15 protein-coding genes and 1 pseudogene are annotated in these 18,594 nt (G+C 63.3%); 7 read left to right on the top strand and 9 right to left on the bottom strand.

From position 1 onward, the window contains the following. Positions 1 to 60 precede the first annotated feature (60 nt). Positions 61 to 2,022, bottom strand: a complete 1,962-nt coding sequence (locus OG405_RS01040) for a type I restriction-modification system subunit M/S (protein WP_327149765.1) — start codon at positions 2,020 to 2,022, stop codon at positions 61 to 63. 1,035 nt (positions 2,023 to 3,057) lie between these two features. Between OG405_RS01040 and OG405_RS01035 the strand changes: the two genes are divergently transcribed. From OG405_RS01035 to OG405_RS01025, 3 genes are read left to right on the top strand one after another with little or no spacing between them, the layout of a single operon-like run. Beyond that, complete coding sequence (locus OG405_RS01035; RefSeq protein ID WP_327149764.1) at positions 3,058 to 4,587, top strand: type I restriction-modification system subunit M; 1,530 nt, start codon at positions 3,058 to 3,060, stop codon at positions 4,585 to 4,587. Next, positions 4,584 to 5,774 carry a restriction endonuclease subunit S gene (locus OG405_RS01030; protein ID WP_327149763.1) on the top strand — a complete coding sequence of 397 codons (1,191 nt, stop codon included), beginning with the start codon at positions 4,584 to 4,586 and terminating at the stop codon, positions 5,772 to 5,774. Before OG405_RS01035 ends, OG405_RS01030 begins: the two co-directional genes overlap by 4 nt. Then, complete coding sequence (locus tag OG405_RS01025) at positions 5,771 to 9,220, top strand: DEAD/DEAH box helicase family protein (protein ID WP_327149762.1); 3,450 nt, start codon at positions 5,771 to 5,773, stop codon at positions 9,218 to 9,220. Before OG405_RS01030 ends, OG405_RS01025 begins: the two co-directional genes overlap by 4 nt. 138 nt (positions 9,221 to 9,358) lie before the next feature. Here the strand turns inward: OG405_RS01025 and OG405_RS01020 are convergent, their stop codons facing one another. The 5 genes and pseudogenes from OG405_RS01020 to OG405_RS01000 form a co-directional block, all read right to left on the bottom strand. After that, entirely contained in the window at positions 9,359 to 10,174 is an 816-nt protein-coding gene (locus OG405_RS01020) for a nucleotidyl transferase AbiEii/AbiGii toxin family protein (protein ID WP_327149761.1), read from the bottom strand. Positions 10,175 to 10,266: 92 nt separating this feature from the next. Next, positions 10,267 to 10,881, bottom strand: a complete 615-nt coding sequence (locus OG405_RS01015) for a type IV toxin-antitoxin system AbiEi family antitoxin domain-containing protein (RefSeq protein WP_327149760.1) — start codon at positions 10,879 to 10,881, stop codon at positions 10,267 to 10,269. Positions 10,882 to 11,008: 127 nt separating this feature from the next. Further along, a pseudogene (locus tag OG405_RS01010) lies at positions 11,009 to 11,173 on the bottom strand (DUF255 domain-containing protein); the annotation flags it as partial. A gap of 279 nt (positions 11,174 to 11,452) precedes the next feature. After that, positions 11,453 to 12,628 carry an NADH:flavin oxidoreductase gene (locus OG405_RS01005; protein ID WP_327149759.1) on the bottom strand — a complete coding sequence of 392 codons (1,176 nt, stop codon included), beginning with the start codon at positions 12,626 to 12,628 and terminating at the stop codon, positions 11,453 to 11,455. A gap of 79 nt (positions 12,629 to 12,707) precedes the next feature. Beyond that, the gene (locus tag OG405_RS01000) at positions 12,708 to 13,550 is read right to left on the bottom strand and encodes a helix-turn-helix domain-containing protein (RefSeq protein ID WP_327149758.1); all 843 of its coding nucleotides are present in this window, start codon (positions 13,548 to 13,550) and stop codon (positions 12,708 to 12,710) included. Positions 13,551 to 13,649: 99 nt separating this feature from the next. On the opposite strand from OG405_RS01000, the gene OG405_RS00995 reads away from it, so the two are divergent. Beyond that, complete coding sequence (locus tag OG405_RS00995; protein ID WP_327149757.1) at positions 13,650 to 14,117, top strand: RidA family protein; 468 nt, start codon at positions 13,650 to 13,652, stop codon at positions 14,115 to 14,117. Positions 14,118 to 14,154: 37 nt separating this feature from the next. Further along, complete coding sequence (locus OG405_RS00990) at positions 14,155 to 14,553, top strand: NUDIX hydrolase (protein WP_327149756.1); 399 nt, start codon at positions 14,155 to 14,157, stop codon at positions 14,551 to 14,553. 25 nt (positions 14,554 to 14,578) lie between these two features. Here the strand turns inward: OG405_RS00990 and OG405_RS00985 are convergent, their stop codons facing one another. After that, a complete protein-coding gene (locus OG405_RS00985; RefSeq protein ID WP_327149755.1) occupies positions 14,579 to 14,881 on the bottom strand; it encodes a hypothetical protein in 303 nt (100 codons plus the stop codon). After that, positions 14,881 to 15,747, bottom strand: coding sequence for a mycothiol conjugate amidase Mca (gene mca / locus OG405_RS00980; RefSeq protein ID WP_327152588.1), 867 nt, complete (start codon positions 15,745 to 15,747; stop codon positions 14,881 to 14,883). Before mca ends, OG405_RS00985 begins: the two co-directional genes overlap by 1 nt. 121 nt (positions 15,748 to 15,868) lie before the next feature. Here mca and OG405_RS00975 point away from each other — a divergent pair, with 121 nt between their 5' ends. Next, positions 15,869 to 16,372 (top strand): DUF4307 domain-containing protein, encoded by a 504-nt coding sequence (locus tag OG405_RS00975; protein ID WP_327149754.1) that lies wholly within the window; start codon positions 15,869 to 15,871, stop codon positions 16,370 to 16,372. A gap of 337 nt (positions 16,373 to 16,709) precedes the next feature. Continuing rightward, positions 16,710 to 17,204, top strand: coding sequence for a transcription elongation factor GreA (gene greA / locus OG405_RS00970; protein WP_058854743.1), 495 nt, complete (start codon positions 16,710 to 16,712; stop codon positions 17,202 to 17,204). A gap of 142 nt (positions 17,205 to 17,346) precedes the next feature. On the opposite strand, the gene OG405_RS00965 is transcribed toward greA, so the two are convergent. Next, positions 17,347 to 18,489, bottom strand: a complete 1,143-nt coding sequence (locus tag OG405_RS00965) for a cystathionine gamma-synthase (RefSeq protein ID WP_327149753.1) — start codon at positions 18,487 to 18,489, stop codon at positions 17,347 to 17,349. Positions 18,490 to 18,594 lie beyond the last annotated feature (105 nt).

The raw sequence follows: 18,594 nt of genomic DNA, 5'->3' as shown, positions 1-18,594 counted from the left end.
TTCGACAGCCTGCCGCCTCTTGTCCACCTTCCCGCGCCAGAAGCCCGTTGAAAACAGGTTTCAGTATATTGCGGAATCGCTGACTGTTCCCGAAGGAACAGGCGGGCAGCCCAACCCTACGACCCCGGCAGCCAAACCATCTGTCAGTACCGCGCGGACCTGCGCAGCGGCGTCCGCAAGTGTGCGGAGCCCCGCGACCTGATCGTCGACGGCATTCATGGTTGTGCCGATCCAGCGTTGTTCCTCCAAGGAAGGAAGGATGATCGTCTGACAACCCAGCGCATCCTTGCTCAGGGTAGCGACCGCAGTGCCGGTCGTACGGGCGGCTATGTCGGCCAGAATCCGGGGACTCGACAGGTAGACGAGCAGGTAGAGCGGATCGACCTCGGCATTGCCCTGGACTCGAATTCGAATCAGGTTATTACCCAACAACATCCGAGACTGATCGGCGTCGACAATGGCCGGTGGGATCATGGAACCGGAGCGGGCCAGCAAAATATCGTTCGGTTCGAGGAGGTACTTGCCGAGCCGGTCGGCCGCCCTCTCACCGATCGCCTCGGCAGAGGCGCCATCGACCCGGAAGTCGCGCAGATGTTTCCGCTTCACCACCGGCACCGAGCGTTCCTCAGCGGCCTCTCCTTTCGGCATGAGGTCGTGCGAGAGTCCCGGTTGAATGTCACAGATAGCGTCCAGCCGGACTACTCGCCGGGCCTCCGGATCGTCTCGTAGAGGTCCGTCATCTGAACACAGCCGATCGAGCACGGCCCGCGGCTCAGTCGATTCCCGTGATCGCCCGAATGCGGCGATTGCTCGACCGATATCGCCCAGCAGAGCATCGGTCCCGTTCTGCGCCGCACGACGGATATAATCCGCGGGGCGCAGCCCGAACCCTGCCTCACCGATCATGTCCAGGTCCGCGTTGATCGCCGACCCACCCCCCGCCAGTTCCACGACGTGCTCCGGCGGCAGAGAGCGCCGGTTACGGAAGCAGTCGGTGATCGCTGCCACCGCGTGGTCCGGCAACCGGATGCGGTTACCATCCCGCACACCCATGTTCCCTGCGTCCATTAGCAACACAGCTTCAAAGTCCGTCACGCCACGGGCGACGATCCACACCGATGCCGCGATATCGGTGTTCGGGAATATTCTGGCTGGCAAAGTGACCACTGCGCGTACCGCGCCCGCTGCCACCATTCGACGACGGATTTCCATCTCGGAGCGGTCGGCGGAGACTGCTGCCTGCGCGGGCATCAGCACCACTGCCACGCCGTCCGGCGCCAGACTCGCCACAGCGTGCTGCAGCCAAGCAAAGTTGTCATTGTGTGACGGCGGAACACCGAAATCCCAGTCTTCGGATCGATAGTCCGAGCGGCGTTCGGTCCGATTGTTGAACGGCGGATTCGTCAGGACTATGTCCGCGCGGACACTGTCGGAGTCCTCATCTTCCCACGGCGCCGAATCCCTCTGCCGAAAGTCGCCGGTTCGGCCCGCGATCGCGGTCCGCATGGCAGCTATCCGCAGTGATTGCATTGCCTGACCGACACCCCGGACACGGACATCTGCGTCCGGATCACACTCGCCTATGGCGGCCAGCAGCAATTCACCACCGCGGGCATATGGGTCGTACAACAGCCCGGATACCCGGCCGTCGGCGCTCGCGAGCGCTGACATGAGAGCGGCCGGCGAGGCCGGTGTGAAGTACCCGGCGCTGCCCGAGTCAGTGATGGCGGCGTAGCGGTCGACTAGGCTGGAGAATGCGTGCGGACCCAGATTTTCGCATCCATCGAGCATTTCCCGCACATCGCGGACCCGCCGCGCGTGCAGTCGTTCCATTACTGGACGCACACCTGGTGCGATGGCGTGCGAGCGGAGCACGACGTCGATGCGCCAGCCGGCCTCCCGAAGCAGTTCCTCACCCTGTTGCTGCCCTGCCGCACGCCGCAACTCGCACCAGGAGTCGTTATCGCGCACCCGAAGAAATATCAGGCACATCAGAATGACCAGGTAGTCCGGTTCGGACACCGCTCCCGCACGTAGCCGGAACCCGCTCGGCCCCAGCAGATTCGCCAGCACACGATTCCGGCTCTTCGCATCGACTTCACTGTTGACCGCGGTGGTGTGTTCCGCTTGCTCGGCAGCGAAGCGGCCACGGACCCGCTGCCCGTAGGTGATACCCGCCGGCTCTCGCACCGCATCCCGCTCCTTGTCTGGAACGGTACGGTCCGCCAACCAGTCGACAATCTGGTCGAGCCGGTAGTACGCGCCTCGGTCATCGGAACCTTCCGGGCGCGGAAAGGTCGCGGAATGCCGTTTCTCCCACATGGTGACGGTGGGCCGGCGCACCCCCGCCAACCTGGCGATATCCGGCTTGTGGACATAACTGAGGCGCTGCGTCCGGTCGGCGTGGTTCAATTCTGTCCCTCGGGTGAATCGTGTTTCTGATGGCATTCAGCGCGGCACGCGTCCGGCGCGCCGGGGTCGCAATCGCACCGCCGGGCCGGTTCGATCTCTTCAGCCAGATCCTTCGGCAGCAGACGATCGAGTACGCCACCGGCATCTCGGCGACGCGACCGGTCCGGATGCCATACCGCGCACAGCGCGGCCATGAGTCGTTCCGGCCCGAGGTGAGTGGCCCACCAGGCGACGGCAGGAGTGGCTGAGATGGCGATCAATTCCAGCACCATCGGCGGCATTCCGTTCCGGGCCGCCGAGACCGGCAATATAGCGCCGCCGGCAGCGGCGCGAGTCGACGAGTCATGACCTCTCGTTCAGGGCGTAGTAGTGGGTTGACACCAAAGACGCTATCGTCTCCGGCACCGCTCGACCGATAACCTGATTATCACCAAACCAAGCCGACTCAGCAAAGATTTCACATGGCGATCCGGGCAACTGCTGGCAGATATGCACTTCACAAGGCATTTACGGCACCCACGCAACAGGCCAGTGCACGCTGAAACATATCTGAGCACCGCCAATGGTCAGCAGGTCAGTTCGTCAGTAACTCCGGACCGATTGCTCTCCGTACCGCCCTTACCGACCCTTCGATAGGGTTCACCGGTGATCACCGGCGAACTCCGCACCAAGATAGACAGCCTCTGGGATGCCTTCTGGTCTGGCGGCATCTCCAACCCCCTCGAAGTGATCGAGCAGATCACCTACCTGATCTTCCTGCGGCGATTGGATGACATCCAGACCGTCAAGGAGCGCAAGGCGAATCGCACATCCAGCCCGATCGATCGGCCTATCTACACCGACGAGACCGACTCGCTACGGTGGTCGAACCTGAAGAACCTCCACCCGGACCTGATGTTCCCGCGGTTCCAGGACGGGGTGTTCCCCTGGTTGCGTAACCTGAGCGGCGCGGACGCCAGCGACGAATCCACCTACGCCCACCACATGCGCGACGCCCGCTTCACCATCCCCACCCCCGGCCTGCTCGGCAAAGTGGTGGACCTGATCAACGAACTTCCGCTCGACGCGGGCGACACCAAGGGCGACCTGTACGAGTACATGCTCGGCAAACTCGCCACCGCCGGCCAGAACGGCCAGTTCCGCACCCCTCGCCACATCATCGACCTGATGGTGCGAATGATGGCCCCCGGCCCAAACGACGAGGTCTGCGATCCGGCCTGCGGCACAGCCGGGTTCCTAGTCGGCGCGGCCGAGTACATCGCCCAGACCCACCACGAGGACCTGCTCGATCCGGCCATCCGCGACCACTACGACCACGGCATGTTCCACGGCTTCGACTTCGACCGCACCATGCTGCGCATCGCCAGCATGAACATGCTCATGCACGGCGTCGACCAACCCGATATTCGCTACCGAGACTCCCTGGCCGAAAGCGCCGCCGGCGAGGCCGACAAGTACTCCATGATCCTGGCTAACCCACCCTTCGCCGGCAGCCTCGACTATGCGACCACCGCCAAGGACCTCCAGACCATCGTCAAAACCAAGAAGACCGAGCTGCTCTTCTTGGCCTTGTTCCTGCGCCTGCTCAAACCCGGCGGCCGGGCCGCCGTCATCGTCCCCGACGGCGTGCTGTTCGGATCCACCAAGGTACACAAGGAACTTCGCAAGATGCTGGTAGAGGGCCACAAGCTCGACGCTGTCGTGAAACTCCCGAGCGGGGTGTTCAAGCCCTACGCGGGTGTATCCACCGCCATCCTGTTCTTCACTAAAACCAACAGCGGCGGCACCGATTCCGTATGGTTCTACGAGGTGACGGCCGACGGATTCAGCCTCGACGACAAGCGCACCCCGTTACTGCCGGACAGCAAGCTCGGCGCGGCCCCCACCACTGCTCTCGCTGATGACGAGCATGCCGAGAACAGCCTTCCCGACGTACTGACCCGCTGGGCGCTGCGCAACGGCAGCGAGCACGACCGGCCCCGGACCGCCCAGAGCTTCTGTGTGCCAAAGGCCGATATCGCCGCCCAGGACTACGACCTGTCGCTCAACCGGTACAAGGAAATCGTCCACGAGGAGATCGAACACCGACCACCGATGGAGATCATCGAGGAACTGGAGCGGATCGAAGCGGAGATCCAGCAGGGCATGTCGGATTTGAAGGGGCTGCTGGGGTGAAAATACCTGCAAGGCTAGACGAAGTCGCAGAAATCATTATGGGCCAGGCACCCCCCGGAGAGTCGTATAACTCAAATTTTCACGGTCTACCGCTAATCGCTGGAGCGGGCGATTTCAGCAAAAATGGGATCCAGCCGAAAAAGTATACAACAAGCCCATCCAAACAGTCTATTCCAGGCGATATAATCCTTGGGATCCGGGCGTCGATCGGCGACAAGAGAATTGCCGACAAAAAGTACGCCTTAGGCCGGGGAGTTGCTTCGATTCGCCCGACCGATCAGCTCTCCCCTAGATTTCTGTGGCATTGGATCGGCCACTTTTCAAAGAAACTCTCAGAAAAAGGAAAAGGTGCAACCTTCAAGCAGGTGAACCGCAAAGATATCGGAGAGTTACCGATCCATGTGCTCCCATTATCCGAGCAACTCCGGATTGCGGACGTGCTGGATCGGGCGGATGAATTGCGAGCGAAGCGACGGCGGGCTATCACCCTCCTCGACGACCTCGCCCAATCCCTCTTTACTACAATGTTCGGAGACCCGGACAAATATCCGGTGGTATCTCTCGGCGAACTGGCGGAGGTAACTTCAGGCATCACCAAAGGACGAAAAATATCGAGCAATATCGCGACAAGAAGAGTCCCATATCTTGCTGTCCTCAACGTGCAGGACAAATATCTCGACCTCACCACCGTGAAAAGCATTGATGTTACACATTCCGAGCTGGATAGATACCGACTTAGACACGGAGATCTAGTGTTGACCGAGGGCGGTGACCCAGACAAGCTAGGTCGAGGAACCGTGTGGCAGAACGAAATTGAACAATGCATACATCAGAATCACATATTCAGAGTACGAATCAACAGCTATTCACCCATAAAGTCAACGTATCTAAATTGGCTGATCGCATCTAATCGCGGCAAGCAGTACTTCCTCCGATCAGCCAAACAAACCACCGGCATTGCGTCGATCAACGCAACACAACTTCGCAATTTCCCGGTCGCGGTTCCGTCCGCGGATCTTCAGGAACGGTTCATCCAACAAATAGAAGCTGTGGCCGCGGAGAAGCGCACACACCTTTCACACCTCGCCCACCTGGACGCCTTCTTCGCCTCTCTCCGATCCCGTGCCTTCCGCGGCGAACTCTGGCAGACTGACCTCGAACACCTTGAGGGGGAGGGATTGTCGTGAGCAACTTCGCGTTCCTGCGGGCAGAGTGGCCGAATCTGTTCGAGGAAGCGGCGCGGGCCGAGCGGGCCGGGGTGGCCGATCCACGGGTTACGTGCATCTGTGCCCGTAGAACGCTGGAGTTGACCGTCGAGTGGTTGTACGACGCGGATTCCACGCTGAAGAAGCCGTACTACAACGACTTGAACGCCAAGATCAATGATCCGTCCATGGTGGCGCTGATCGGTCTCGATATGCGGGCGAAGATGGAGCTGATCCGCAAAACCGGCAATGACGGGGTGCACGGGAAGAAGCCCATCGCCGAGAAGTCCTCGATGGAGACTCTGGGTGAGCTGTTCCAAGTGATGTACTGGGTGGCCCGGCGCTATGCCCGCAACCCCGCGAATCTCCCACCTGCGGCATTGGCTTTCGACCCGAACCTGGTGCCCCGGCCGGTTCCCTCGGAGGTGGGGCGTAAGAAGCAGGGCGAGATTCAGGTGATGCTGGCCGAATTCGAGCGGCAGCGCAAAGATCTCGCCGCCCAGCGAGCAGCAAACGCCGATCTCGAGGCAGAGCTGGCCGAGTTGCGGGCGCAGATCCAGGCGGCCAAGCAGGCCAACCGGACCGTACCCGACACACACGACTACACCGAGAACATCACTCGGAAGCTGTACATCGACCGCCTGCTGGCCGAAGCCGGGTGGCAGCTCGACAGTCTGGAGGATCGGGAGTATCCGGTAACCGGGCTGCCGACGCCGAGCGGCAAAGGACGTGTCGATTATGTGCTGTGGGACGACAACGGCAAGCCGTTGGGGCTGATCGAGGCCAAGCGCGCGTCGAAGGACCCGGATGTCGCCGGCAAGGAGCAGGCCCGCCAGTACGCCGACGCGCTGGAGCAGCAGACCGGCCAGCGTCCGGTCATCCTCTACACCAACGGTTTCGAGACCTGGATCTGGGACGACCGGCTCTATCCGCCGCGCCGGGTTCAGGGTTTCTACACGAAAGACGAGCTACGGCTGCTGATTCAGCGGCGCGCCGGCCGCAAGAAGCTGGCCACTGAAACCATCAATGAGCAGATCGTCGACCGGCATTACCAGACTCGCGCAATCCGCCGTATCGCGGACAGCTTCGAGTCCGATAATCGACGCCAGGCCCTGCTGGTGATGGCGACGGGCACGGGCAAGACTCGCACCGCCATCGCCCTGGTCGATCTGCTGGCCCGGTCAGGCTGGGTGAAGCGGGTACTGTTCCTGGCCGACCGGCAGGTACTGGTGAATCAGGCGGCAAAGGCGTTCAAGACCCACGTTCCGGGGCTCACCACGGTAAACCTGCTGGCCGACAAGAAAGCCACCGGCCGGGTGTACGTCTGCACCTATCAGTCGATGATGGCGCTGGCCGACGAAACCGACTCCGGCGGCGTGAAGCGTTTTGGGCCTGGTCATTTCGATCTGGTCATCATCGACGAGGCACACCGGTCGGTGTATCAGAAGTACGGAACATTGTTCACCTACTTCGATTCGCTGCTGGTCGGATTGACCGCCACCCCGCGCGACGATATAGACCACAACACATACCAGCTTTTCCACCTCGAAGACGGGATGCCGACCGACCACTACGACCTCGATGAGGCGGTGTCCGACAAGAACCTGGTGCCGCCCACCGTCGTCGACGTGCCCTTGAAGTTCCCGCGCCTCGGCATCAAGTACGACGAACTCCCACCTGACGAGCAAGACCAGTGGGAATCCACGGACTGGGCCCCCGACGACGGCGATATTCCCGACGTCATCGAGCCCGACGACCTTAATAAATTCCTGTTCAACGCCGACACCGTCGACAAGATGCTGGAAACAGTGATGGAATTCGGGTTGAAGGTCGATACCGGCGATCACATCGGAAAGACCATCGTGTTCGCCCGTAATACCAAACATGCCAAGCTCATCGCCGAACGCTTCGACAGCCTGTACCCGCATTACCGGGGCGACTTCGCGACCATCATCACGAGCAAGGCCGACAACGCGCAAAGCCTCATCGATACGTTCGAGAAGCCCGGCAGCTCGCCCTATCTCGCTATTTCGGTCGATATGCTCGACACCGGGTTGGATGTACCCGCCGTAGTGAACCTGGTGTTCGCCAAGCGAGTGCGCTCGAAGACCAAGTTCTGGCAGATGCTCGGACGCGGGACCCGACTGTGCGAGAAACTTTTCGGCCCCGGACAGCACAAGACCGGATTCGTCGTGTTCGACCTGGGCCAGAATATCGAGTACTTCAACCAGAACCTTCCCACCACAGCCGGCCGGTCGACGCTCTCTTTGCGCGAGAAGCTGTTCCGGCAACGTGCTGACCTGTTGTTGGAGCTGGATCAGCTGGAGAATCCCGGCGATACACCGGCCGAGATCCCGACAGGTGAACCGGAAAGCACCGGTGATGTGCGTTGGCAGTTCGCGCAGGCACTGCACCAGCAGGTGGCCGGAATGAATCCCGACAGCATCGAAGTACGCCACAAGTTGCGGCAGGTCGAAGCCTTTGTCGATCCCGCCACCTGGCGGCGGATCACACCGCAGAGGCGCAGGGAACTCGATGAGATAGCCGGGCTGCCGACCGAATTCGTGGAGGATGGCAACAGCCCTCAGGCCAGACGCTTCGACTACCTCATGCTGCGGCTGGAGTACGCGTGTCTCAATGGAGAGCCAAGCTTCGCTGCGCTGCAGGAGCAGGTGCGCGATATCGCCACAGAATTGCTCAGCCCGGCGTTGCAGAACATCCCGGCAGTCTCGAAGCATCATGACTTCCTCGAGGACGTCTGCTCCGATGCATGGTGGGATGATGTCACCCTGCCCATGCTCGAGATCGTGCGCCGACGCCTGCGTGCCCTGATCACCAATATCAAGCCAACACGGCGCAGCCCGGTCTACACCGACTTCACCGACGAGCTCGGTCAACTGCACATCCAGGAACTCACCGCGCTCAGCGGCATTCGTGGCAAGTCACGATTCGAGGCGAAAGTCCGCGCTTACCTCACTGAACACGCCGACCAGATCGCGGTGCAGAAGCTGCGGCGTAACCGGCAGATCACCACGATGGACGTCGCCTTTCTGGAGCAAGTATTCCTCGCCGAGGGCTTCGGCACGGCCGAGGACCTGGAGCAGGCGAAGTCCGAGTACGACGGGCAGCTGGGCCTATTCGTACGCGCGATCGCGGGCCTCGATGAAGAAGCCGCCATCGCCGCGTTCGACAAGTTCCAGGCTGGTCGCACACTCTCGGCGAATCAGCTCGACTTCGTCAAACTGTTGATCAAAGTGATCACCAAGAGCGGTGTCGTCGATGTCGGCGCGCTCTACGATCCCCCGTTCAGCAGCATGGCTCCACGCGGCCCCGAGGAGTTGTTCTCCGACAAAGATCTCGACGCGATGCAGGAAGTGCTCACCCACCTGCGTACCACAGCCATTCCCGTCGATACGCAGACAGCTTGACTGGTTCCATGCTCAGCACGGACCGGCTACAACCCTGGACGTGACGCAGTGGCAACTATCGACGTGACAGCCCTACGATCACGCCGTAACTACACTCGTAGGGCCGGAACTGGCGATTGGAACCAATCCGATCATGCGCTATGCACCGGGCTCCCATCGCCGAGCTCCGGCCACCCATGTTCCGCCGATCACTCTGCCTTCGATAAGCGGGTCCGCAAACTCGGCGACCAGTTCGAAAACGTGGAGGAACAGATCAGGGTAGCCCGCCCCTGCCGGGCCCTGACGGCGGCGCCAAGCCACGTACGAGCGCTGACGGAGCTCAGGGAGCTGGGTTACCGAGCTACTGAGTGATCTCAAGGTGATTCCTCGATGGGTAGCGGTAGCCTCCAGCGCGTTCGCCAGTTCGTTGCCGAGGAGGTCATTGGAGGAGATCAAGCGATGCAGGTCTGCGTAGTCGCGATCGCGGGTGTTCAGGTCGCCCAGTGCCACCGCGGTCGACAGCTTCCCGGCGATAACCGTGGCGAGCGGATATCCGAAAAGCTGAAAACTGGTGCCATCGAGCTGTTGCGGATACTCGATCAGCATCGGCTCCGGAGTGACCGGATCTCCGAAACTGACGTCGAGCTGGAGCTTGAGGCGGGCCCGGGAAATGGATGCGGCCATCGTCAGACGTAACCCGTGGTACTCGTCGCCCTCCCGGATCGGGACAGTCTTCAGTGTGCTGGGATCGAAAACGACCCCGTCATCTACCTCGGTCGCCGCGATCATCGAGATCCGCCGGACAATCTCATCCTCATCACCGCCGAAGAACCGCCCGAGGATGTCGATGTCGCGGGTCATCCGGCGAGCACCGAACTGAGCCAGTAGTAGACCACCCTTGAGAACGAAGAACGGGCCGCCCATCGGTGACAGCGCAAGCCGGAACAGGAAGCGTTCGAGCACATACTCCACCATGAGCTCGTCCGCCGACCGCGCACCACGGCGAGCCAGATTGCGCAGGTCGTTGTAGATACGGCCTGCTGTGCTGTCACGTGCCGGATTGGGCATCAGGCGATCACCGCCTCAACAGCGGGACGAATGATCGACATCGCATTGAGTTCGCCGGCGATGCCCTGCAACTCGGCCACACCTGCGGAGCCGGCACGACGTAAGTAGCGGCCGAGTGCGGCCAACGCGAGAGTTTCACCGATGCGGTGACGATGACGCATGGCGTCGACCACAGAGCGTGCGGCGTCATACACCGGGACGGTTTCGCCCGGAGCCACCTCGTAACGCTCAACATTGAGCGCAAAGGTCTTTGCCGAATACTGGGAGACAACAACGGGAGGAAACGAGATCGAAGGGCGCCGGGCGCCTCGTGCCACAGCGATATGCACTGACCAGGGAATATCGTCGATCAACTCGTGCAGCGCGAGAGCAGACTCACCGCAGACAACCGCATGTGGTGCTCGTGTGCACACTGCGAGAAGGTCAATGTGCGCGGACTTCGGGGCATCGGTACGGCGATAGACACCACGTGATAGCTCGTCCACTTCCCCGCGGTCCAGTAAGAGCGATAGGTCCCTGGAAGAAAGCGCGGTCTGACGCGCCTGCGCCGAGGTAAAGGTCGGGGGCAGCCCACCCAGCCTGGTCGGCAGCCTCGAATCCCCAGTAGAACTCATGTATCAAATCGTACCCACAGCATGGTTCCGTGGGTACGAATTGATACAAACGATCTACAACCGACTCGGGGACCGAGCCATACAAAACTGTGACTTACCTGCATAAATGCAACTTGCAACCTTAAACCATCACATGACACCAGTGGCAGGATGCGTATCCGATCGAGAGCAGGATCGGCACATCCCGAGCGGCTGCCTCCGTAAGCGCCTCCGCACCCCATTCGCGCCAGTCGACGGGATTATCCGCGTGCTGGCGCAAATACGGCGAAGTGGTACCGGCCGATCGGTTCATATTTCCCAGCCTCCCGCACCCGCCCGGCGGCCGATCCGAAAGACAATCGGCGCTGGTGACCGCGCTGTTCGGGTCGAGCGGAAAACCGCCGGGTGAGAGGCTCCCACCGCGACGATCACCGCCCTATCGGGCCCCGTACCCTTCGCCGCCGGGCAGCACCCGGCACCAGGTCTCCAGCACCGCCGCGCGAGCAACTGCGGCATCCTGTTCGAACCGGGCGAACAGCTCAGCTACTCCGACGGCGGCATGATCGTCGCGGGCCGCCCGCTGGTACGGCGCTTACGATGCCTCGGCTGAAGCCGGGATCCTGCTGGTCGCTGTCTCCCGCTCTGCCCGCCACGCGGCGGCGCAATCCAGCGTGGCCAGCGGATGCAGCATCTCGAAGTCGAAGGCGTCGAGTTCCTCGCCGGACGACACACGCTGCGGCAGATCCGGATTCGCCAAGGCACCACGCCCCAGCGAGAGCACGTCGGCATGCCCGCCGGTCAGTACGTCGGCGGCCTGAACTAGATCGTGCATGCCGCCATTGGCGATGACCGGGCGGCCGGACACCTCACGAGCCAGCCCGGTAATCGTCGCCCCGCTCGGGAAGCGCGCAGTCTCGATGAAATTCCGTCCCTCGCTGGCGATGTGCAGATAACTCGCCTCGCTCAGTGCCTCGAAGACGACCCGTGCGTCGGTCTCGCCCCCCGGCCAGCGATAGGTGAAGTCGTTGACCTTGGTCTGCGACAGCCGCACCCCGACCGGGAAATCCCCCACCGCATCCCGCACCGCCGCCAGCACCTGCGCGATCAGGCGAACCCGATTCCGCACCGGACCTCCGTACTCGTCGGTGCGTAGATTGGTGTAGTCGGTGAGGAACTGGTCGAGCAGGTAGCCGTTGGCCCCGTGGATCTCGACACCGTCGAAGCCCGCGTCCCGGGCGTTCGCGGCGGCCACCGCGAAGCCGGTGACGACCTGGTCGATATCGCGCACGGTCATCTCCCGCGGCGCGCTCCACGGCCCACCCGCACCGCCGTAGTCGGCCATCATCTGCCCGCGCGGCACTACCGCAGACGGCCCGATGGTCTCGAACCCGAGCGTATTGCCTTGCGAGATCGCCCCCGCGTGCATCAACTGCGCCACAATGGCAGCCCCCGCCTCGTGCGCGGAGTCGGTCACCGCTCGCCACCCGGCGATCTGCGCGGCGGTGACCATGCCCGGCTGACCGAAGTAGCCCTGACTGTGCGTGGCGTCGGTGTAGACGCCCTCGGTCACGATCAAGCCGAATCCACCTGCGGCGTATTCGCGGTAGTACTCGGACATCTGTGCGGTCGGCACGCCTTCGGGCGTTGCCGAAACACGGGTCATGGGCGCGACGGCGAACCGATTGCGCAGCGGTAGCGAGCCGAGGCCGAAGGGTTCCAGCGCGGGGTGGGCGGATCCTGGCCCGGCGGTGGTCATCGTTGCTTTCACAGGAAGCAGCCTCCCCGACCGCGAGACCCGGGACCAGCGCCTGGTTCACCGCTGTCCCGCGAACCAGGGTCTCGCGGACCTACCCTTCGCCCGATGTGAGGAGCCCGCGCAGGCCCTGTTCCGTCGCGCTGCCCCGGGGCGCCGTGTAGGTCACCAAGGCCCGCACGCCGGGATCGGCGACCAAGGGCATGAACTCATAGTCGACCTCGATCGCACCGAGCCGCGGATGCCGGAAATGGTAGGTGCCGTAGGCGACCTCGGTGACATCGTGGCTGGTCCACAGCTCGTCGAATTGCGTACTGGCGAAGCGCATGTGACCGATCAATTCGCGCAGGGCCCGATCGTTCGGACGGTGGCTGTTGCGCAATCGCAGATCGGAGGCCACCTGCCGGGCTATCACGGGCTGATCGTCGGCGAACAGCGCCTGTATACGCGGATCCATGAAGAGCAGGTACGCCCAATTGCGTTGCGTCGGCGGCAAATCAGCGAAATCGATGCCGAACAGCAGTTCGGCGGCCCGGTTCCAGCCGAGGATATCGGTGTGATGCCCTACGACGTAGGCCGGAACATGTTCCATGGCGTCGAGCAGCGCGCGCAGGGCGGGCCGCAGCACCGGCCGATCCTCACCCGAGTCCTCCGACCGGGGCGGCCGGGCCAGGTTGAAGAGGTGAGTGCGTTCTTCGGCGCTGAGCCGCAGGGCGCTCGCGACAGCATCCAGGACGGCGGGCGAGACGTTCTCCAACCGACCCTGCTCCAACCGGGCGTAGTAGTCGACACTGACGCCCGCGAGCTGGGCGAGTTCCTCGCGCCGTAGTCCCGGCACACGGCGGCGGGTGCCGAAGAAGGGCACGCCGACGTCCTCCGGACGCAGACGGGCACGCCGGGAGACGAGGAACTCCCCGATTTTCTGAGTGCTGTCCACGATTACCGAATCTTAGGCTGGGTGTCCTGGACCTAGGTTCGGTGGCCAGCGGTTCAGCAGGCGCTGGTTCGTTTTCTCGCGGATCGTCAGGCTGGGCGCATGAGTATCCGCAATGCCCGTATCGAGAAGATCGAAACCAGTCCGGACTGGTATCACCCGTACCGCATCTCGCAGGCGATCGCCGTCGACGGGCTGATCTACGTGTCCGGCCAAGCCGGTTTCACCGAGGACGGCCGCACCGTCGAGGGCAGTTTCCGTGCCCAGGGCCGCCAGGCGTTCCGCAATCTCGAACGTGTCCTGGCTGCTGCGGGCGCGGGCCTCGGCGACATCGTGAAGGTCGGTATCTTCGTTCGGGATATGGCTGCCAACCTGTCCGAGGTGATCGAATTACGCGGCGAATTCCTCAGCGAGCCTACCCCGCCGACACGCTGCTGGAGGTATCCGCGCTCGCCCAGCCCGACTGGCAGATCGAGATCGAGGCCATCGCGCTCGCTCCGCGCTGACCGATCGTTTCGAGGACCGCCCCACCTCGGCATCCATGAGACGCCGGTAAGCGGGCAGACCTGAGCCGAGCCCGCGTCCGCACCGGATCTACCGTGGACCCGTGATCAGAACCGCCGCCCTGGCCCATATCCGTCACCGCCGCCTGATCCAGACCCGCTCGACCGGAAAATCTGTCTTCTACATGGCCGGCGGCAAGATCGACTCCGGAGAGAGCGCGCTACAGGCGCTGCACCGGGAGGTCCGTGAGGAACTCGGCGTCGGCGTCACCGACGTCAGCGAACTCGGTGTTTTCGAGGCCGAGGCCTACGGCCACACAGCCGGGACACGGCTGCATATGACCTGTTTCCTGGCCGAGGTCACCGCCGAACCCGGCGCGTTCGGCGAGATCGCCGAGTTCCGCTATTTCACCGGCGGTGAATACGCGGCCATGTCCGAGGTCGCACCCGGTTCACTACTCGTCTTCGAACACCTGCACCGGTTGAGCCTGATCGACTGGTAGCCGGGTACGACCCCTACCACCAGCACTACAGCGATCGACCGCGGTCGTCGGAGCCACCGTCGATCGTCGGCTCCGCACGTTTGGTCACCCCGGGTTCGGTGCCCTCATCGGCCTCCTGATCCGGCTCCGGATGTTCGGGCTCGAAGGTCTCCGGCAGGTTCTTCAGATGCTTGTTCATCGAACGGACCAGCAGGAAGGTACCGGCCAACAGGATCAGCACCAGCGCCAGACCGAGCGGGGACGCTTTACCGAATTCCGGTCCGGTCGGTGTACCGGGCGTCTGTGCCAGCAGCGCGGTCGCGAATACGGAGAGCTGGGCGGTCGCCATCAGCGCTTCTCGTCGGTGATACCGGCGAACAGGTCGGTTTCCGGGATATCGGTGCTCACCCGGGTACGCGCCAACTCGAATTCCTCGGTCGGCCACAGCCGCTGCTGCATCTCCAGTGGAATGGCGAAGAACGCACCGTTGGGGTCGACCTGGGTGGCGTGCGCGCGCAGCGCGTCGTCGCGGCGTGGGAAGTACTTGCCGCATTCGACCTGGGTGGTGACCCGGGCCATGATGTCGCCGCGTTCCACGGCGTACTTGCGGGACCGGTCCAGCCATTCCTGCAGCGGGAAGGGTTCGCCCAGCTTCTCGTACTCCTCGGCGAACAACTCCATGCGCCGGATCGAGAAGCCGTGGTCGTAGTAGAGCTTCAAGGGTGTCCACGGAGCGCCCGCATCCGGGAACTTCTCCGGATCGCCCGCCGCCTCGTACGCGGCCACCGATACCTCATGGCACCGGATATGGTCCGGGTGCGGGTAGCCACCCATCTCGTCGTAGGTGGTGATGACGTGCGGTCTGAACTCGCGGACCACACGCACCAGCGCCTCGGTGGCCTCGTCGAGCGGAACAAGCGCGAACGACCCCTCCGGCACCGGCGGCAGCGGATCGCCCTCGGGCAGTCCCGAGTCCACGAAGCCCAGCCAAGTCTGCCGGACTCCCAGCGCCGCGGCCGCGGCCGCCATCTCCTCACGCCGGATCTCGTCCATCCGTTCCAACACCCCGGGTGTGTCCATGGCCGGGTTGAGGATGCTGCCACGTTCCCCGCCGGTCAGCGTGACGACGAGGACATCGTGTCCCTCGTCGGCATAGCGGGCGGTGGTCGCACCGCCTTTACTGGACTCGTCGTCGGGGTGGGCGTGCACCGCCATGAGGCGAAGGCCACTCACTTCTCGTTCACCGTCGCTCTCGGTCGCGGGCGTTCGGACTTCATTACCTATAGTTCCATCTGGACCGATTCTGTTCCGACCTACCCCCCGGGAGCACGCGATCATGACCGAGCCCACGCCGGACCCCGGGCACGCCGACTCCACCGGGTCTCCCACGACGGCTTCTCCGGAGGCCGCCGATTCCGCACGGGACCGGTACGCCGACCGCTACGGCCGCCGTACCGCCCGGCCGAATCGACGCCTGCTCGGCGCGGCGCTCACGGGTGTGGTGGTCCTGGCCGGTATCGGTGTCGCCTACCTGGGCTGGACAAAGTTCGGTCCCGAGGACATCGAATTCGAGGAGCTCGGCTACACCGTGCTCGACGATTCTTCGGTCGAGGTGCAGATCCGCCTCACCCGAGACGACCCGTCGAAGCCGGTGGTGTGCCTGGTGCGCGCCATGGCCCGTGACCTCGAAGAAGTGGGCCGGCGTGAAGTACTGGTCCAGCCGGCCACGGGCGAGAAGACAGTCCGGGTGAGTACGGTCGTCGAAGCGTCCGAACCCCCGGCCTCCGCGGCGATCTACACCTGTACAGACCAGGTCCCCGGATACTTGCGCACCGAATAATTCGTGGTCACAGCGATCCGCGCCGGGGTAGTGCCCTGGCCCGCGGAATCAGGTCGAAAAAAGCGGACCCACCGGTAAAAACTTCTCCGACCTGCATTTTTGTGAATCATGCTAAAATGGCCTGACACACGGTTCCGGGGCTCGGAGCCGTGTTTGCTGCATTGGCGGCCAGCGCGGTCGATGCCGGGGAGGGTCCCGGCTCACACCTGTCGGGGTTCTTCGGACTTCCCGCAGATCGCGATAGCCGTCTGCTGAAGCATGCCTGCCTGCGGGTGGGTTGTGCCGCAGTGACAGGGAATCCCGGCCTGCCGGGGACAACTACTAGGGAGTGATCGAGATGACTGAGACCCAAGTGACCTGGCTGACCCCGGAGTCGCACGACAGGCTCAAGAGCGAACTCGACGCGCTCATCGCCAATCGTCCGGTCATCGCCGCCGAGATCAACGAGCGTCGCGAAGAAGGCGACCTCAAGGAGAACGGCGGCTACCACGCGGCGCGCGAGGAACAGGGCCAGCAGGAAGCCCGGATCCGGCAGCTGCAGGAACTTCTGAACAATGCCAAGGTCGGCGTGGCCCCCACCAAGTCCGGTGTCGCTCTGCCCGGGTCCGTGGTGAAGGTCTACTACGACGGTGACGAATCCGATACCGAGACCTTCCTCATCGCAACCCGCGAGGAAGGCCTGGGCAACCCCGACCTGGAGACCTACTCCCCCAGCTCCCCGCTCGGCGGCGCGCTGATCGACGCGAAGGTCGGCGAGACCCGCGAGTACAACCTGCCCAACGGCAACCTCATGAAGGTGACGCTGGTCAGCGCCGAGCCCTATCACAGCTGAGACCACCGGCCGGGCCGCGGTGCAGACCACCACCGCGACCCGGCCGTATGACGACACGAGCGGCCGCATCCGACTTCCCGGATACGGCCGCTCGTTCATATCGTGCGTGTACTCCCGACTGTTCTGGTGGCGCCCGAGCGAGTCAGCTCAGGGCTTGTTCGAGGTCGGCCAGCAGGTCGCTGATGTCCTCGATTCCTACAGACAGCCTTACCAGATCGGCCGGGACCTCGAGATCCGACCCCTCCGTAGAAGCGTGGGTCATGGCCGCCGGATGCTCGATCAGCGACTCCACACCGCCCAGTGATTCGGCGAGCGTGAACACCTTCGTCCGCGAGCACAGATCCCGGGCCGCCTCGACGCCGCCGGCCAGCCGCACCGAGATCATCCCGCCGAAGCGCCGCATCTGCTTGTCGGCGACGGCGTGACCGGGATGCTCGGGCAGACCCGGATAGATCACCTGACTGATCGCGGGGCTGCGGGACAGGAACTCGGCCAGGGTCTCGGCGTTGTCGCAGTGCCGGTCCATCCGCAGCGCCAGCGTTTTGGTGCCGCGCAGCGTGAGGAACGCGTCGAAGGGACCCGGTACCGCGCCGGCACCGTTCTGCAGGAACGCGAAGGCAGCGTCGAGTTCGGCGTCGTCGGTGATGAGGGCGCCGCCGATGACATCGGAGTGACCCCCGAGATATTTCGTCGTCGAATGCAGCACGACATCGGCACCGAGCAGCAGCGGCTGCTGCAGGTACGGAGTAGCGAAAGTGTTGTCGACGACCAGCTTGGCGCCCGAGGTGTGCGCGATATCGGCCAATGCCGGGATATCACCGATATTGAGCAGCGGGTTGGTCGGCGATTCCACCCAGATGAGTTTGGTGTTCGGCCGGATGGCGGCGCGCATCGCGTCGATATCGGTGACGGCCGCCGGGGAATGTTCGATACCCCACTGGGTGAACACCTTGTCGATCAACCGGAAAGTGCCGCCGTAGGCGTCGTCGGGAATGACGATATGGTCGCCGGGCCGCAACATGGCGCGCAGCGCACAGTCGGTGGCGGCCATACCGGAGGCGAATGCCCGGCCGTAGCGGCCGGACTCGAGCGCCGCCAGATTGGCCTCCAGCACCGTGCGGGTGGGGTTGCCGGTACGGGCATATTCATAGCCGTCCCGCAATCCACCCACCCCGTCCTGGGCGAAGGTGGAACTGGCGTAGATGGGCACGTTCACCGCGCCGGTCCGGGGATCGGGATCGTAACCGGCGTGCACAGCCCTGGTGGTGAATCCCAGTTCGCTCATACCACCACCCTAAACGGCCGGGACCGTGCATCCGCACGCCGGTCGGCCTTCACGTGAACCATTTCACGCGCCGATCGGAGCCCGTCCGCACGGCGGCCGTTCCGA

The sequence above is a fragment of the Nocardia sp. NBC_01329 genome (assembly GCF_035956715.1).
Classification (GTDB): Bacteria; Actinomycetota; Actinomycetes; order Mycobacteriales; family Mycobacteriaceae; genus Nocardia.
The sequence above is the reverse complement of the archived record's forward strand: the minus strand, read 5'-3'. Positions and strand labels throughout refer to the sequence as shown.

Coding starts and splice junctions, on each gene's coding strand:
- OG405_RS01020 (WP_327149761.1), bottom strand. CDS start 10,174: ATGGTGGAGTATGTGCTCGAACGCTTCCTGTTCCGGCTTGCGCTGTCA.
- OG405_RS01015 (WP_327149760.1), bottom strand. CDS start 10,881: ATGAGTTCTACTGGGGATTCGAGGCTGCCGACCAGGCTGGGTGGGCTG.
- OG405_RS00995 (WP_327149757.1), top strand. CDS start 13,650: ATGAGTATCCGCAATGCCCGTATCGAGAAGATCGAAACCAGTCCGGAC.
- OG405_RS00985 (WP_327149755.1), bottom strand. CDS start 14,881: ATGGCGACCGCCCAGCTCTCCGTATTCGCGACCGCGCTGCTGGCACAG.
- mca (WP_327152588.1), bottom strand. CDS start 15,747: ATGGCGGTGCACGCCCACCCCGACGACGAGTCCAGTAAAGGCGGTGCG.
- OG405_RS00975 (WP_327149754.1), top strand. CDS start 15,869: ATGACCGAGCCCACGCCGGACCCCGGGCACGCCGACTCCACCGGGTCT.
- greA (WP_058854743.1), top strand. CDS start 16,710: ATGACTGAGACCCAAGTGACCTGGCTGACCCCGGAGTCGCACGACAGG.
- OG405_RS00965 (WP_327149753.1), bottom strand. CDS start 18,489: ATGAGCGAACTGGGATTCACCACCAGGGCTGTGCACGCCGGTTACGAT.